13 protein-coding genes are annotated in these 13,854 nt (G+C 71.7%); 9 read left to right on the forward strand and 4 right to left on the reverse strand.

The window, feature by feature from the left end; translation table 11 throughout:
* Positions 1-163 precede the first annotated feature (163 nt).
* Positions 164-1,156: an EamA family transporter gene (locus ABEB07_RS24300; RefSeq protein WP_345670291.1), complete on the reverse strand. Its 993-nt coding sequence runs from the start codon at positions 1,154-1,156 to the stop codon at positions 164-166.
* Between the two features lie 309 nt (positions 1,157-1,465).
* On the reverse strand, positions 1,466-2,170 hold the full coding sequence (locus ABEB07_RS24305) for an ATP-binding protein (protein WP_345670292.1): 705 nt from the start codon (positions 2,168-2,170) through the stop codon (positions 1,466-1,468).
* Here ABEB07_RS24305 and ABEB07_RS24310 point away from each other — a divergent pair.
* On the forward strand, positions 2,060-3,412 hold the full coding sequence (locus tag ABEB07_RS24310) for a transcriptional regulator (RefSeq protein WP_345670294.1): 1,353 nt from the start codon (positions 2,060-2,062) through the stop codon (positions 3,410-3,412). The genes ABEB07_RS24305 and ABEB07_RS24310 overlap by 111 nt on opposite strands.
* A 26-nt stretch (positions 3,413-3,438) precedes the next feature.
* A complete protein-coding gene (locus ABEB07_RS24315) occupies positions 3,439-3,648 on the forward strand; it encodes a DUF397 domain-containing protein (RefSeq protein ID WP_345670295.1) in 210 nt (69 codons plus the stop codon).
* A 59-nt stretch (positions 3,649-3,707) separates the two neighbouring features.
* On the opposite strand, the gene ABEB07_RS24320 is transcribed toward ABEB07_RS24315, so the two are convergent.
* Positions 3,708-4,649: a LysR family transcriptional regulator gene (locus ABEB07_RS24320; RefSeq protein WP_345670296.1), complete on the reverse strand. Its 942-nt coding sequence runs from the start codon at positions 4,647-4,649 to the stop codon at positions 3,708-3,710.
* 108 nt (positions 4,650-4,757) lie between these two features.
* Between ABEB07_RS24320 and ABEB07_RS24325 the strand changes: the two genes are divergently transcribed.
* Complete coding sequence (locus tag ABEB07_RS24325; RefSeq protein ID WP_345670298.1) at positions 4,758-5,060, forward strand: hypothetical protein; 303 nt, start codon at positions 4,758-4,760, stop codon at positions 5,058-5,060.
* Between the two features lie 116 nt (positions 5,061-5,176).
* Here ABEB07_RS24325 and ABEB07_RS24330 read toward each other — a convergent pair whose 3' ends face one another.
* Positions 5,177-8,119, reverse strand: coding sequence for an FAD-binding and (Fe-S)-binding domain-containing protein (locus tag ABEB07_RS24330; RefSeq protein WP_345670299.1), 2,943 nt, complete (start codon positions 8,117-8,119; stop codon positions 5,177-5,179).
* 186 nt (positions 8,120-8,305) lie between these two features.
* On the opposite strand from ABEB07_RS24330, the gene serC reads away from it, so the two are divergent.
* From serC to ABEB07_RS24360, 6 genes are all read left to right on the forward strand, one after another.
* The gene (gene serC / locus ABEB07_RS24335) at positions 8,306-9,424 is read left to right on the forward strand and encodes a phosphoserine transaminase (RefSeq protein WP_345670300.1); all 1,119 of its coding nucleotides are present in this window, start codon (positions 8,306-8,308) and stop codon (positions 9,422-9,424) included.
* Positions 9,425-9,835: 411 nt separating this feature from the next.
* Entirely contained in the window at positions 9,836-11,029 is a 1,194-nt protein-coding gene (locus ABEB07_RS24340; protein ID WP_176149433.1) for a sensor histidine kinase, read from the forward strand.
* Positions 11,026-11,427, forward strand: coding sequence for a roadblock/LC7 domain-containing protein (locus ABEB07_RS24345; protein ID WP_164581955.1), 402 nt, complete (start codon positions 11,026-11,028; stop codon positions 11,425-11,427). The genes ABEB07_RS24340 and ABEB07_RS24345 overlap by 4 nt, the downstream gene beginning before the upstream one ends.
* A complete protein-coding gene (locus tag ABEB07_RS24350; RefSeq protein WP_345670301.1) occupies positions 11,424-11,795 on the forward strand; it encodes a DUF742 domain-containing protein in 372 nt (123 codons plus the stop codon). Before ABEB07_RS24345 ends, ABEB07_RS24350 begins: the two co-directional genes overlap by 4 nt.
* Positions 11,773-12,363, forward strand: coding sequence for a GTP-binding protein (locus ABEB07_RS24355; protein ID WP_176149435.1), 591 nt, complete (start codon positions 11,773-11,775; stop codon positions 12,361-12,363). The genes ABEB07_RS24350 and ABEB07_RS24355 overlap by 23 nt, the downstream gene beginning before the upstream one ends.
* Positions 12,364-12,432: 69 nt before the next feature.
* Positions 12,433-13,809, forward strand: a complete 1,377-nt coding sequence (locus ABEB07_RS24360) for a cytochrome P450 family protein (protein WP_345670302.1) — start codon at positions 12,433-12,435, stop codon at positions 13,807-13,809.
* Positions 13,810-13,854 lie beyond the last annotated feature (45 nt).

A 13,854-nucleotide genomic window follows, 5' to 3' on the forward strand; every position in this document is an offset into this window, starting at 1 on the left:
CAGAAACAATCAAGCGTGCTTGCATGAATTCGGCCGCGAAAAATCGCCGCCGGTCTGTCGTCGGCGGCGATCGCGAGCGGGGGGCTCGGGGGCGCTTCGCGCCCGTATGGGGCGCGCCCCCGTGTCGCTCGGGACGCGCCGCCGTGTCGCTCGCGGCGGCCCGTCAGACCTCCGGCACCGCCGTCCGTCTCGCCCGTCCCACCTGTGTGCGCACCGCGCCCATGCTCGCCGCGATGACCAGGACGATGGCGACGCCTTCGGACGGGGAGAGGGACTGGTGCAGGACGAGGAAGCCGGCCGTGGCGGCGAGGGCCGGTTCCAGGCTCATGAGGATGGCGAAGGTGGGGGCGGGCAGGCGGCGCAGGGCGAGCAGTTCGAGGGTGTAGGGCAGGACGGAGGACAGCAGCGCCACCGCCGCGCCCAGCCCGAACGTCTTCGGGTCGGCGAGTTTCGTCCCCGACTCGGCGATGCCGAGCGGTAGGAACAGCACCGCGCCGACCGCCATCGCCAGGGCCAGCCCGTCGGCCTGCGGGAATCGCCGGCCGGTACGGGCGCTGAAGACGATGTACGTGGCCCACATCGCGCCCGCGCCCACCGCGAAGGCGGCGCCGGCCGGATCGAGGCCGCCGAACCCGCCGCCGCCCAGCAGGAAGACACCGCCCAGGGCGAGCGCCGCCCACACCGCGTTGACCGCCCGGCGCGAGGCCAGGACGGACAGGGCGAGCGGGCCGAGCACTTCGAGGGTGACGGCGGGGCCGAGCGGGATACGGGCGACGGACTGGTAGAAGAGGCCGTTCATCGCGGCCATCGCGACGCCGAACGCCACGACCGTGCCCCAGTCGGCGCGGGAGTGGCCGCGCAGCCGGGGGCGGCAGACCGCCAGCAGCACGATCGCGGCCACCAGCAGCCGCAGGCTCACCACCCCGAGCGCGCCCGCGCGCGGCATCAGCGTCACGGCCAGCGCACCGCCGAACTGCACGGACACGCAGCCCGCGAGCACCAGCCCGACCGGCCCGAACGCCCCGAACCGCCCACCGCCCGCATCCGCCACCCCGGATTGCGACCCGGCCTGCGGCACGGAAGGGGCGGCCGGCAGCGAGGCGGGGGCCGCGGCGGCGGACGGAACGTCGGTGCCGGGGGTACTCGGGGTGCTCACGGGGCGGTCCAGGGGGTTTGGGGTTTGTACAGCGCGATGTACTACTAAGTCCAGGGTAATGGACTCGCGTCAGGTACGTAACCCATATACGGGGCTGTCCTCCCCCCGCAGATCCGCCGCCGAAACGGCCGGCCGCGCCCGCGAGGGGGGGTCAGCCGGGCTGCGCCGGGCGAGCACGCCGAGTCGCGCGCCACCGTTCACGATGGCGCGTTCCGTCGGCGCACGCCTCGTTCGCGCGGCACGATCGGCAGTCGGCCACGTGAACCGACCAACGGCGAAACGCACGCTGCGCGAGAGTCCAGCGCTCGGTCACCACGCCATCTCCGCCCACACCATCTTCCCGAGTGGCCGGTCCTCGACACCCCAGCGCGCGGCGAGGGCCTCGACGATGTGCAGCCCCCGCCCGCGCACCCGCTCGCCGGTTTCCTCGCGCAGCACCAGCCGACGCCGTACGGGGTCGTGCACCTCGACGCGTACGCGGTCGGCAGCCTTGAGGATCACGACGAGCAGCGAGTCGCCCGGCTCGGTGCCGTACCGGTAGGCGTTGGTCACCAACTCGGAGACGACGAGCAGCACATCGTCCACGCAGGCGGTGTCGGGCCGGTCATCATCGGCAGCCAGTACTTCCCGTGCGTACGCGCGTGCGGCGGCGGCCGTCTCCGGCTCGGCGGGGAACACCGCTTGAGCCGGAGGTCCGCTGGGCGTGGTGCAGCACGGCGGTGCTTCCCTCCGTCGATGGATCATGTCTTTCCCCTTCGAGCCAGCCGCGACGGCTCGTCGCGGCTGCATCACGAGCGGATGGGTTTCGTCGTACAGGCAACACGCGTCGCGGGGCGGGGGGTACCGTCGAGAGGGATGTCGAAGGGTGTCGCTTTCAACACCCTCGGTAGCGGAGGTGCGGGGATGAAAACGCCGAACGTTCGTCTTGGCTACTGGCTGGAGCGCTCGGGCATGAGCCGCAAAGGGTTGGCTCGTCGGGTACAAGCGAAGGCGCGAGAGGGATCGCAGCCTCATATTTCGCCGGACGCGACGCGGATTCGGTGCTGGTTGCAAGGGGAGACGCCTCGCGCGCCGATCCCCGACATTCTCGCCGGTGTGTTCTCCGATCACTTCGGCTTCCGGGTCACGACGTACGACCTGGGCCTCGGCGACGGCGGTTCGGCCGACGCCGCACTCACCTACAACCCCTCGTTCGCGGCTACGGTGGAAGCAGTCGCAGACCTGGGGAGGGCTGACGTGGATCGCCGTAAGTTCCTTGCCGCCGCGCCGTTCGCCGCCGTGGCCGGTGTCGGTCCTTCGCGGGACTGGCTGTTGAACGCCCTGGACCGGAAGCCGGAACCGGGGCCGCGCGTAAGGCTGGAGGACGTGACCGCCGTCAAGAACATGTTCAACACGTTCCAGCGCATGGACATCTTCCAAGGCGGCGGCTCGGGCCGCCTCGCGCTCGCCGACTACATGAACCAGCACGTCTATCCGCTGCTGCGGCGCTCGCACGACGAACAGGTGCGGCGCCCGCTGTGCGAGGCCGCGGCCGAACAGACCTATCTGCTCGGCTGGATGGCGTACGACAACGGTGAGCACTCCATCGCGCAGCGGTACCTCATCCAGTCGTTGCGCCTCGCGGAGGAGTCACGCAACGTGGCGCTCGGCGCACACGTGCTGGCCGGTATGGCCGACCAGGCCACGCTGCTCGGAAATCCGGCGGAGGGCCGGCGGTTGGCGCAGGCGGGCCGCCAGGGGCTGGCGAATACGACTTCGCCGGCCTGCCTCGCGGATCTGTGGTGTCTGGAGGCGCGGGCGCTTGCCCTGCTCGACGACAAGAAGGCAGCCGCTCATGCCGTCGTGCAGTCGGAGAGGGCCTACGCACACGTCGACCTCGACCGCGAACCGGACTGGGCGGCCTTCATCGACCCCGCGTATCTGCACGGGGAACACGCCAACACCTTCCGCGACCTGGGCGACGCGGTGACGGCCGAGGAGCACGCCCGCCGGTCGATCGAGCACGCGGCCGCGCAGAAGCGCGCCCGGCGCGGCGCGATGTCACAGGCGGCGCTCGCCGTGTCGTATCTGCAACGCCGGGACCTGGACGGCGCGTACGCGGCCGGACTGCGCACGCTGAAGCTGACGGGCCAGGTCAAATCGTCGCGGGCGGTCGAGGCGGTGCAGGACTTGCAGCGGCGTATGCGTCCCTTCGGCCGGCATCGCCTAGTGGCCGACTTCACCGAACGCGCCAGCGAATTGACCATGGCGGCGTAAGGCTCCGGGATAAGGAGACACACCAAATGAGCCACGTTGCAGACGCCTCGACGCTGCCCGTCACGTGGTGGAAGGCGTCGGCGTCCGCGGCGCAGTCCGACTGCGTCGAGTGCGCCATCGTCGATCCCGCGCGTATCGCGGTCCGGGACAGCAAGGCCCCGAGCGGCCCGGCGCTCTTGCTCACCCGTGCCAGCCTGTCGGCCCTGGTCACTGGAATCAAGACGGGCGCCCTGTAGCCCAGAACCCCGAAACGCCCTCCGCGCGGCCGCATGACCGCACGGAGGGCGGCTGGCGTTCAGTGCTCTCTGCCGCAGGGGCACAGCGAGTCCCTAGGCGAGTCGGCGGTAGCGGAGCAGGGCGCAAGCGACGCCGGTGAGGGGCCGGCTCGGCCCGCGGCGTCCACAGCGGCAGCGATGAAGGAAGCGACCAAGTGGCGGCGGTCGTCCTGCGACCACGCGAGGACGAGTTCGCTTCGGGGGGCGTCGGCCACGGGGCGGTAGACGAGGTCGGGGTGCATGGGCTCGGCCAGCGAGCGGGGCAGTATCGCGATGGTGCGCCCCAGTCTGATCATGTCCAGCGCCTCGGCCGCGTCCGTCACCTCAGGCCCCTGACCGGCTTCGGGTGCTCCGGTCCAGCGCACGCCTTTCCAGCGAGGCAGAGTCTCCCGGGCGAGGTCGGCAAGAGTGACCTGTGTGCGAGAGGCGAGGCGGTGGTCCGGGGGCAGGATCGCGACGCGTCCCTCGACCGTCAGGGTTTCGTGGTCCAGGCCGGTCATGTCGTCGAACGGCACGTACAGCAGGGCGACGTCGGCACGGCCGTCGCGGACGTGCTCAGCGCGGTCGGTGGCTCCGCCGAAGAGGATGTCCACCTGGCGGGCGTCGGGCCGGCGGGCGTAGGCGGCCAGGATGCCGGACAGGAGGTTCGCGTCACCGCCTGGTTTGATCACCAGCCGCAGGTGGGTCTGCTGATCGCCGGCCCGGCGGGTCTTCTCGGCAGCCGCGCTGACTGCGTTGAGTGCGTTCCGGCCGTGGTGCAGCAGAGCTTCTCCGGCGGGGGCGAGGGCGACGCGCCTGCTGGAGCGCTCCAGCAGACTGACTCCGAGCCGGGATTCCAGGCGCTGGATCGCTTTGGACAGCGCCGGCTGCGCGATGGACAGACGGGCCGCGGCGCGACCGAAGTGCAGTTCCTCGGCCACGGCGACGAAATACTCCAGCTCGCGGGTCTCCAGCTCGGCCATGCCGCAAGACTACCGCCGATCCATTCCTGCCAGTCATCGAACGATGGCGGACAGATCTTGGACGCGGGGGAAAAGTGCCTGTTCACTGGGGTCATGATGCACCACACCATGATCGTAGCGTTCGACAATCCGATTCCTGCGAGTGAGCTGGACCAGTACCTCAAGGAGTTCGAGGAGCTCGTGATGGGCTCCGGTCTGGTCGAGTCGGTCGCGGCCCGGCACCACATCAGCGTCCCGGGCGACGCCCACGCACCCGTGGCTGTCGCGAGCGCCATCGTGCAGCTTCGCCTGGCCGACCTCGACGCTCTGAACGCGACGTTCACCATGCCCGGGGCCGTCGACCTCATCAAACGCTGGCAGGGCCGCCACCCGTACAAGGCGATCTGGGTCAACCACGAACCGCTGGCATGAGCGGCTACGCGGGCAAGGCCGGTCCGGTCACCGGCGCGACAGCGGCTTCGGCCGCGCCACCCCGCACACCCGGTTCATCGGTCCCGGAGTGATCCAACCTCCTCGAAATCATTTCGTCAGGGGCGCTGACTCCGGCGGTCGGCGTCCCGTGCCTCCGCTTCCCACACATCGCCCGGCTCCCCCACTCCCTCCCCCAATCCCTCCGCCAGCACCTCCGCCAAGTGCCGTCCCCGTACCCCCGCCAGTTGCTCCAGCTGGGTGCGGCAGGAGTAGCCGTCCGTCAGGAGGGCCGCATCCTCCGGGGCTGCCCGTACCGGGGGCAGGAGCTGTTCTTCCGCGCAGGCCGTCGACACCTCCCAGTGGCCCTTCTCGAAGCCGAAGTTTCCGGCCAGGCCGCAGCAGCCGCCGGAGAGTTCGCCGGTCAGGCCCGCCGCGGCGCGCAGCCGGCGGTCGGCCGCGTCGCCGAGGACGGCGTGCTGGTGGCAGTGGGTCTGGCCGGCGACCGGGCGGTCCAGGCGCGGTGGGCGCCAGGCGGGCGCGTGCCGCTCCAGCGTCTCGGCGAAGGTCAGCACCCGGTCGGCCAGGCGCCGCGCCCGCGGATCGTCGGGCAGCAGCTCGGGCAGGTCGCCGCGGAGTGCGGCGGCGCAGCTCGGCTCCAGGACGACGACCGGGGCGGCGGTCTCCAGGACCGGTTCCATCAGGTCCAGGGTGCGGCGCAGCACCGTGCGGGCGCGGTCGAGCTGGCCCGTGGAGACGTAGGTCAGACCGCAGCACACCCAGCCCCGGCCGCGCAGCAGGGCGACGGGGTTCAGGAGCCTCGATCGTCCGTCGCCGACCGGTGGGCGGTCCAGGTGCCTCGTCGGTGGCAGGGCGACGCGCAGGCCGGCCGCCTCCAGTACCCGTACGGCCGCGCGGCCCACGGCGGGCGCGAGGTGTTCGGTGAAGGTGTCCGGCCACAGGACGACCAGCTCGCCGCCGCTGTCCGGGCCGGGCTGCGGACGGCGGCGCCACCATCGGGTGAAGGGCTGCCGGGCCAGGGGCGGTATCGCCCGTTCGGGTGCGAGTCCGGCCAGGCGTTTGGCGGCGGCGGCCAGGGGGCGCAGGGCGGCGAGGGCGTTGAGCGCCGGGGCCGTGCGGGTGCGGGCGGTCCAGCGCAGCCACAGTGGCAGCCGGCCGAGGGTGTAGTGGGCGGCGGGGCGGCGGCGGCCCGCGTAGTGGTGGTGCAGGAACTCGGCCTTGTAGGTGGCCATGTCGACGCCGACGGGGCAGTCGGAGCGGCAGCCCTTGCACGACAGGCACAGGTCGAGGGCGTCGCGGACCTCTGTGGAGCGCCAGCCGTCGGTGATCACCTCGCCGGCGAGCATCTCGTGCAGCAGGCGGGCGCGGCCGCGGGTGGAGTGCTCCTCCTGGCCGGTGGCCCGGAAGGACGGGCACATCACCGCCGCGCCGGGCGTCTCGGTCGTACGGCACTTGGCGACGCCGACGCAGCGGCGCACCGCCGCCGCGAAGTCGCCGCCGTCGGCCGGGTAGCCGAACGCCACGGGCACCGGCTCGCGGGGCAGCACGGCGAAGCGCAGGTTGGCGTCCAGGGGTGCGGGGCGCACCAGCATGCCGGGGTTGAGCAGGTCGTCGGGGTCCCAGAGGGCCTTGGCACGCTCGAACAGGGCGACCGTTTCGGCGCCGTACATCCGCGGCAGCAGTTCCGCCCGGGCCTGTCCGTCGCCGTGCTCTCCGGACAGGGAGCCGCCGTGCGCCACCACCAGGTCGGCCAGCTCCTCGGAGAAGCGCCGGAAGCGGCCGACGCCCGCCTCGGTGAGCAGGTCGAAGTCGATGCGGACGTGGATGCAGCCGTCGCCGAAGTGCCCGTACGGGGTGCCGCGCAGTCCGTGGGCGGTCAGCAGGGTGCGGAACTCCCGCAGGTAGGCGCCGAGCCGGGCCGGCGGCACCGCGCAGTCCTCCCAGCCGGGCCACGCCTCGGTGCCGTCGGGCATCCGGGTCGCGGTGCCGCTCGCGTCCTCGCGGATCCGCCACAGCGCGCGCCGGGCGGCGGGGTCGGTGACGACGAGGGCGTCCACGACGCCGGCCGCGCGGACGACGGCCTCGGCGGCCGCCCGCGCCCCGGCCCCGGTGTCGCCGCCGGTCTCCACGAACAGCCAGGCCGCGCCGCGCGGCAGGTCCGCGGCGGACGGCACCAGGTCGGCCGCCATGCCCTCCACGGTCAGCGGCCCCAGCGGCAGCAGCCCGGCCGCGGCCTCGGCGGCCGCGCTCTCGTCGGCGTAGCCCAGCACGGCGAGCGCGCGGGCGCGGGGCGCGGCCACCAGGGACACCACCGCCTCGGTGAGGATGCCGAGGGTGCCCTCCGAGCCGCAGAAGGAGCGCGCGACGTTGGCGCCGCGCTCCGGCAGCAGGGCGTCCAGGGCGTAGCCGGAGATGCGTCGGGGCAGCTCGGGGAAGCCGGTGCGCAGCCGGGCAAGCTCGCCGTCCACCAGCTCCCGCAGGCCGGCCGGGGCGCCGGCCCAGCGGCGGCCCGGGGCGAGCCGCTCGCCGCGCGCGGTGAGCACCGTCAGCTCCCGTACGTTGTCCGCGGTGGTGCCCCAGGCGACCGAGTGGGCGCCGCAGGAGTTGTTGCCGATCATGCCGCCGAGCGTGCAGCGGCCGTGGGTGGAGGGGTCGGGGCCGAAGCGCAGTCCGTGCGGGGCGGCGGCCTCCTGGAGGCGGTCGAGGACGACGCCGGGCTGGACGCGGGCGGTGCGCGCGTCGGGGTCCGTCTCCAGCACCCGGTTCATGTGCCGGGTGAAGTCCAGGACGACGCCGGTTCCGGTGGCCTGGCCGGCGATCGAGGTGCCGCCGCCCCGCGCCACGACCGGCACCGCCCGCTCCCGGCAGATCTCCAGCACCGCCGCCACGTCGTCGGCGTCCTTCGGCGCGACCACGCCGAGCGGGACGCGCCGGTAGTTGGACGCGTCCATGGTGGCCAGCGCCCGGGCGGTGGCGTCGAAGGCCACCTCGCCCCGGACGGCGGCGCGCAGCCGTGCCCGAAGCTCCGAGAGATCCGTCATGCGCCCAGGAGTCATGGGTCCAGGAGTCATGCGTCCAGGATGCATCCGATGACGGACAGTCACCGAAAGTTGTCCACAGCCCCGGTCCGCTCGTCGTACGACCTCACAAGTTGACGTCCCGGCGACCTCGTCTCATCGGACGGACACGGTTCCGTCCCTTTTCGACCAGGTACTACGCTCCGTCCCGTGGCCGACATCCAGATTCCCGCTGACATCAAGCCCGCCGACGGACGATTCGGCGCGGGTCCCTCCAAAGTGCGGACCGAGGCGCTGGACGCCCTCGCCGCCACCGGTACGTCCCTCCTCGGCACCTCGCACCGCCAGGCTCCGGTCAAGAACCTGGTCGGCGAGGTCCGCGAGGGCATCAGCGAGCTGTTCCAGCTCCCCGACGGCTACGAGGTCGTCCTCGGCAACGGCGGCTCCACCGCGTTCTGGGACATCGCGACCCACGGTCTGATCGACGCCAAGTCGCAGCACCTCACCTTCGGCGAGTTCAGCTCCAAGTTCGCCAAGGCCGCCCAGCTCGCGCCCTGGCTCGCCGACCCCACCGTGGTCTCCGCCGACCCCGGCACCCACCCCGAGGCGCGGGCCGAGGCCGGCACCGACGTGTACGCGTACACGCACAACGAGACCTCCACCGGTGTGGCCATGCCCATCAAGCGGGTCGAGGGCGCCGACGAGAACGCGCTGGTCCTGGTGGACGCCACCTCCGGCGCGGGCGGTCTGCCGGTCGACATCGCCGAGACCGACGTCTACTACTTCGCCCCGCAGAAGTCCTTCGCCTCCGACGGCGGCCTGTGGATCGGCGTGTTCTCCCCGGCCGCGATCGAGCGCGCCGAGCGCGTCCACGCCTCCGGCCGGCACATCCCGGAGTTCTTCAGCCTGCCCACCGCGATCGACAACTCCCGCAAGAACCAGACGTACAACACCCCCGCGCTGTCCACCCTCTTCCTGCTGGACCAGCAGCTGAAGTGGATCAACGGCCAGGGCGGTCTGGACTGGGCGGTCCGGCGTACCGCCACCTCCGCGCGCACGCTGTACGGCTGGGCCGAGGACGTGAAGTTCGCGACCCCGTTCGTCACCGACCCGGCCAAGCGGTCGCAGGTCATCGGCACGATCGACTTCTCCGACGACATCGACGCCGCCGCCGTCGCCAAGGTGCTGCGCGCCAACGGCATCGTCGACACCGAGCCCTACCGCAAGCTCGGCCGCAACCAGCTGCGCGTCGCGATGTTCCCGGCGATCGACCCGGCCGACGTCGAGGCGCTGACCAAGTGCGTCGACTACGTGATCGAGAAGCTGTAGCCGTACCCCACGGCAGCGAAGGGCGCCCGGCGGACCATCCGCCGGGCGCCCTTCTTTTCTGCGCGAAGCCCCAGCAGGGGCCCGCAGGGGTCCGCAGGGGTCCGCAGGGCCCGTCGCCAACATTTCGTTCGTGTGCGGATCTGGTGGAACATTCGCCGGACCAACCCGACAACACGCGTCAACTCGGCACGCCCAGCCGCGATTTAGGCGTTACCTCGCTGATAAGATCATCACACTTTCAGTAGGCTGGCGCAGCGTCAGATATGCGTCACGGGGGACAGTCCCGAGGAGGCCCCACCGCGAAGGAGCAGCCGTTGGCCCGCGAGTGAGCCCGCAGCGCTCCCTGAGACATGCGAACGCGGACGCCCCGCGCGGCCTGCTCTTCTCCGCGATGCGACTCGAAAGATTCCCATGACGTCTTTGATCAAGGACCCGCTGCTGTGGGTCTTGCTAGGAGTGCTGATCATCGCGGTTCTCGCGGTGATGCGCGCTCGCAGAACCAACATGGCGCTCCGCAAGCAGAGCACGGAGCTGCGCGCGCACCGGGACGGGCTCGACGCGGAGCGCCTGCGCCTGCACGCCGAGTACCAGAACCTGCGCGCCGAATACGACCGCGCCCTGGCGGAGGTGCGCAGCACCGCCGAGTCGGAGACCAAGGACGTGCTGCGGGCGTGGATGCGCACGCTCCAGGTCCTCGCCGACGAACAGCAGCGCTCCATCAGCGACCTGGCCCGGCTGAAGTACGGCAACGACCCCAAGATCCTCGCCGACTTCATGACCATCGACCACACCAACTCCCAGTTCGGCCGCCGGGCGCAGGGCATCGCGGCCCTGTGCGGCGGCTGGCTCGGCCGCCGCGAGGTCGCCGCCTCCGTCTACGACGTGGCGCGCAGCGCGCAGGGCCGCATCCGGCACTTCGACCGGGTGCAGATCCACAGCCAGGTGAACGTGGCGGTCGCCAGCACCGCCGTGGAGCCCGTCGCGGTCGTCCTGGCCGAACTGCTCGACAACGCCACCAACTACAGCGCCCCCGGCACCCCCGTCGAGATCAACATCCAGTCGGTGCCCACCGGCGTGTGCCTGATCATCGACGACGCCGGTCTCGGCATCAGCCAGGAGGAGAAGGACCGGGCGTCCGCGCTGCTCAACACGCGGGGCCCCATCTCGATCACCAGCCTCGGCAGCCCGCCGCGCGTCGGTTTCGCCGTCGCCGGCGTGCTCGCCGCCCGGTACGGCTTCAGAGTCTCCGTCGATTCCGTCTCGCCGTACGGAGGCGTCCGCGCGGTCATCCTCCTCCCGGAGAGCCTCTTGACCCAAGAAGTCCCCCAGCCCGCGCCGACCGCGACGACCGACTCCGACGGGCCGGAGTCCTCGTCGTACGGCGGCCCGGTGCCGTCGCCGGTGGCGATCGTCGGCAAGACGGCCGGCGGACTGCCCAAGCGCCGTCGCGCGGTCGCGGTGGTGCCCCAGCCGGACCCCTCGGTGTCAGATGCCCAAGAGCCGGAGCACAGCAGCGAGGTGACCGCGTCGCGCCTGGGCGCCTTCGCGCGCGGAACGCTCCTGGGGCGGGACACGTCCATCACGGAAGGATCACAAGAGCAGTGAAGCCCGATCTGTCCTGGGTGCTGAACGACGTGCTGACCGTACGCGGCGCCCGCCATGCGATTCTCGTCTCCGCCGACGGCCTGCTCATGGAGCGTTCCAGCGAGATCGGCCGCGACGAGGCCGAGACCAACGCGGCCGCCATGAGCTCCATGCAGTCCCTCAGCCGTGCCGTGGCCGGCTTCGTGTCGGTCGGCGCGGGGATCTGGAAGCAGACCCTGATGGAGTACGACGGCGGCTGGATCTTCCTGATCGCGGCGGGCAGCGGCGCCTATCTGGCGGTCTCCGCGGCCCTCGACGTGGACATGGAACTCATGTCGATCCGGATGCAGCAGCAGGTGACGGCGCTGGGGAAGGCCCTGAGCGCTCAGCCGCGCCAGAGCGCCGGTGCCGAGGCATGAGCGGCCACGGCGAGGACGCTCTGGTCTCCAGCGAACTCGTCCGCTCCTACGTCATCACCGGCGGGCGCCAACTGCCCACCGACGACGAGCTGTCGCTGCACACCCTGGTCACCCTGGCGCCCGGCCGGCAGCTGCCGCTGACGGCCGGCCCCGAGGTCCGCGCCATCTGGGAGCTGTGCTCGGGCGGCTATCTGGCCGTGGTGGAGGTCGCCGCCCACCTGGGACTGCCGGTGGGCGTCGCCCGGCTGCTGCTGACCGACTTAGCGGAACAAGGTCATCTGCTGCGCCGCGCCGCGCCCCCGCGGGCCAAGCCTCAAGAGAGAGCCGTCATCGAGAAGGTGTTGCATGGACTACTCAAAGCCCTCTAGGCCTGAGCCCCGCTACGTCTCGGACGCGGTCACCATCGCCGCGAAGATCCTCGTGGTGGGCCACTTCGCCGTGGGCAAGACCACGTTCATCGGCTCGCTCTCCGAGATCGCCCCGCTGCGCACCGAGGAGCGGATGACCCAGGCCGCCGCCCACGTGGACGACCTGCGGGGCGCGCCGGACAAGGTGACGACCACCGTCGCCCTCGACTTCGGCCGGCTCACCCTCAGCGACGACGTCGTGCTGTACCTCTTCGGCACACCCGGTCAGCAGCGGTTCATCCAGCTGTGGGAGGACATGGCCCGCGGTGCGCTGGGCGCGCTGATCCTCGTGGACCCGGTCCGGCTCGCCGAGTCCTTCCCGGTGATCGAACTGGTCGAGAAGTACGGCCTGGAGTACTCCATCGCGGTCAACTCCTTCACCCCGGACGAGTACGACGAGGCCGAGATCCGCGAGGCCCTCGACCTGCTCCCCGACACCCCCGTCTCGTACTGCGACGCCCGCAGCCGCGAGTCGTCGGGCCAGGCGCTGATCACGCTCGTACGGCACCTGCTGAGCCGTACGGCCTGATCCGCGGGCTCCCCCAGCCACTCCCGCCCGGAACGCAAGGACACCGGGCAGACGAAGGATCCGAACACCATGGAATATCAGCGACCGGCCGGCACGCCGGGCATCGCGTCCAGATGCCCCATGCACGGCCAGGACTTCGCCGCCGACCCCCACGGCGCCTACGACAAGATGCGGGCCGCCGGTCCCGCCGCGCCGGTCGAACTCGCCCCGCAGGTGGAGGCGACGCTCGTCGTCGGCTACCAGGCGGCGCGCAGCGTGCTCCAGAACACGACCGACTTCAGCCGGGACCCGCGCCGCTGGAAGGCCCTGAACGAGGGCCGGATCTCGCTCGACAACCCGGTGCTGCCGATGATGGCGTACCGGCCCAACTGCCTGTTCACCGACGGCGCCGTGCACCTGCGGCTGCGCAAGGCGGTCACGGACAGCCTGGACCGGCTCGACATCGGCCGCATCCGCCGGGACGTCGAGCCCATCGCGGCGTTCCTCATCGACCGGTTCAGCGAGCGCGGGCGCGCCGACCTGCTCAACGACTACGCCAAGCTGCTGCCGCTGCTGCTGTTCAACCGGCTCTTCGGCTGCCCGGCCGACATCGGCGACCGGCTCACCAGCTCCATGTCGGCGATCTTCGACGGCCGCGACGCGCTGAAGGCGAACGAGGAACTCACCTCCTGCCTCATGGAGTTGATCGCCCTCAAGCGGCGCGAGCCCGGCGACGACGTCACCTCCTGGCTGATCCAGCACCCGGTCGGCCTGACCGACGCGGAGCTGAAGGACCAGCTGGTCATGCTGATGGGCGCCGGCGTCGAGCCGGAGCGCAACCTGATCGGCAACGCGCTGCTCCTGCTGCTGTCCAGCGGCTCCTCCGGGCGGGGCGCGGGCATGCTGATCGAGGAGGCCCTCGACCACGTCCTGTGGAACAACCCGCCCATCGCCAACTACGCCACGCACTACCCGCTGCGCGACGTCGACCTCGGCGGCGTCTACGTCGAGGCCGACACCCCGCTGGTGATCAGCTTCGGCGGCGCCAACAACGACCCGACGCTGCGCACCGCCCGGCAGTCCCTGAGCAAGGGCGCCCACCTGGCGTGGGGCGCGGGTCCGCACGCCTGCCCGGCGAAGTCGCCGGCGACGGTGATCGCCCTGACGGCGATCGAGGCGATCCTCAACGCGCTGCCCGACCTGGCGCTCGACATCCCGGCCGACCGGGTCGAGTGGCGGCCGGGTCCCTTCCACCGGGCGCTGGCGGCCCTGCCGGTCCGCTTCACCCCGACGCCCGGCACCCGGGTGGCCGCCCTGCACACCCCGGCGCCGACAGCGCCCTCGTCGGTGCCGTCGCCGTCACCGTCACCGGCCCACCCGCCCGTGCCCGGCCCGGCCCACGCGCAGGCCAACTCGGGTCGCAAAAAGGGATTTTGGAGCACGTTCCTCGACATCTTCCGTGTCTGACGGTGCGCGCGGTGTGACGCATGTGACACGGGCAACATTCTTCGA

The organism is Streptomyces similanensis, assembly GCF_039543625.1.
Lineage (GTDB): Bacteria > Actinomycetota > Actinomycetes > Streptomycetales > Streptomycetaceae > Streptomyces > Streptomyces similanensis.

Bases quoted from the DNA above. Each gene is read 5' to 3' on its own strand.
- ABEB07_RS24310 (WP_345670294.1), top strand. From the start codon at position 2,060: ATGAAAACGCCGAACGTTCGTCTTGGCTACTGGCTGGAGCGCTCGGGC.
- ABEB07_RS24305 (WP_345670292.1), bottom strand. From the start codon at position 2,170: ATGAGGCTGCGATCCCTCTCGCGCCTTCGCTTGTACCCGACGAGCCAA.
- ABEB07_RS24315 (WP_345670295.1), top strand. From the start codon at position 3,439: ATGAGCCACGTTGCAGACGCCTCGACGCTGCCCGTCACGTGGTGGAAG.
- ABEB07_RS24320 (WP_345670296.1), bottom strand. From the start codon at position 4,649: ATGGCCGAGCTGGAGACCCGCGAGCTGGAGTATTTCGTCGCCGTGGCC.
- ABEB07_RS24325 (WP_345670298.1), top strand. From the start codon at position 4,758: ATGATCGTAGCGTTCGACAATCCGATTCCTGCGAGTGAGCTGGACCAG.
- ABEB07_RS24330 (WP_345670299.1), bottom strand. From the start codon at position 8,119: ATGACGGATCTCTCGGAGCTTCGGGCACGGCTGCGCGCCGCCGTCCGG.
- ABEB07_RS24340 (WP_176149433.1), top strand. From the start codon at position 9,836: ATGACGTCTTTGATCAAGGACCCGCTGCTGTGGGTCTTGCTAGGAGTG.
- ABEB07_RS24350 (WP_345670301.1), top strand. From the start codon at position 11,424: ATGAGCGGCCACGGCGAGGACGCTCTGGTCTCCAGCGAACTCGTCCGC.
- ABEB07_RS24355 (WP_176149435.1), top strand. From the start codon at position 11,773: ATGGACTACTCAAAGCCCTCTAGGCCTGAGCCCCGCTACGTCTCGGAC.
- ABEB07_RS24360 (WP_345670302.1), top strand. From the start codon at position 12,433: ATGGAATATCAGCGACCGGCCGGCACGCCGGGCATCGCGTCCAGATGC.